This is a genomic window from Dietzia sp. IBK-p2-15D (assembly GCF_057773105.1).
Genome location: NZ_JBYMTK010000114.1, coordinates 1 through 439, shown reverse-complemented (window position 1 = coordinate 439; position 439 = coordinate 1). Strand labels below are relative to the sequence as shown.

Annotated in this window: 1 pseudogene; it reads right to left on the bottom strand. The window is 68.6% G+C overall.

Annotation, left to right across the window (positions count from 1 at the left end):
* Window positions 1-147: 147 nt before the first annotated feature.
* Window positions 148-258, bottom strand: a pseudogene (locus tag AC3DEV_RS17130) (pyridoxal-phosphate dependent enzyme); the annotation flags it as partial.
* Between the last annotated feature and the right edge of the window lie 181 nt (window positions 259-439).

Below are 439 nucleotides of genomic sequence, written 5' to 3'. Positions count from 1 at the left end.
AGCAGCAGGGTCGAGTTGAGCACCATCGAGTACCCGTTGGCCCCCGACGCTGCACGGGACCTCCAGGGGGGGCGTCGGAGCGCGCGCTCTCCGACACCGTGGCAGCACTGTCACCCTCGTCAACCAGACCAGGGGAGCCGATCTGCCCACCTTCCGACTCCTCCGCGCCTTGGCATCCGTCACCGCCATCGTCATGCCCCGGTCCTTGAAGGATCCGGTCGGGTTGAGGCCCTCGACCTTGAGGTACACCTCGCAACCCGGCGTCGACTACGCGGAGATGGCGGTGGTGACCCGCTCGCTGCCCCGGGTGGCGGACAGGTGGGAGGAATGCCCCCCGAGCCCGAGGGTCCCGCGGGACGAGGTGCGGGGTAGGTCGGACACGCCTTCAATCATGACAGAGGACGGACATGCGGGGCGGCGTGACAGGTCCCGTGGAAAT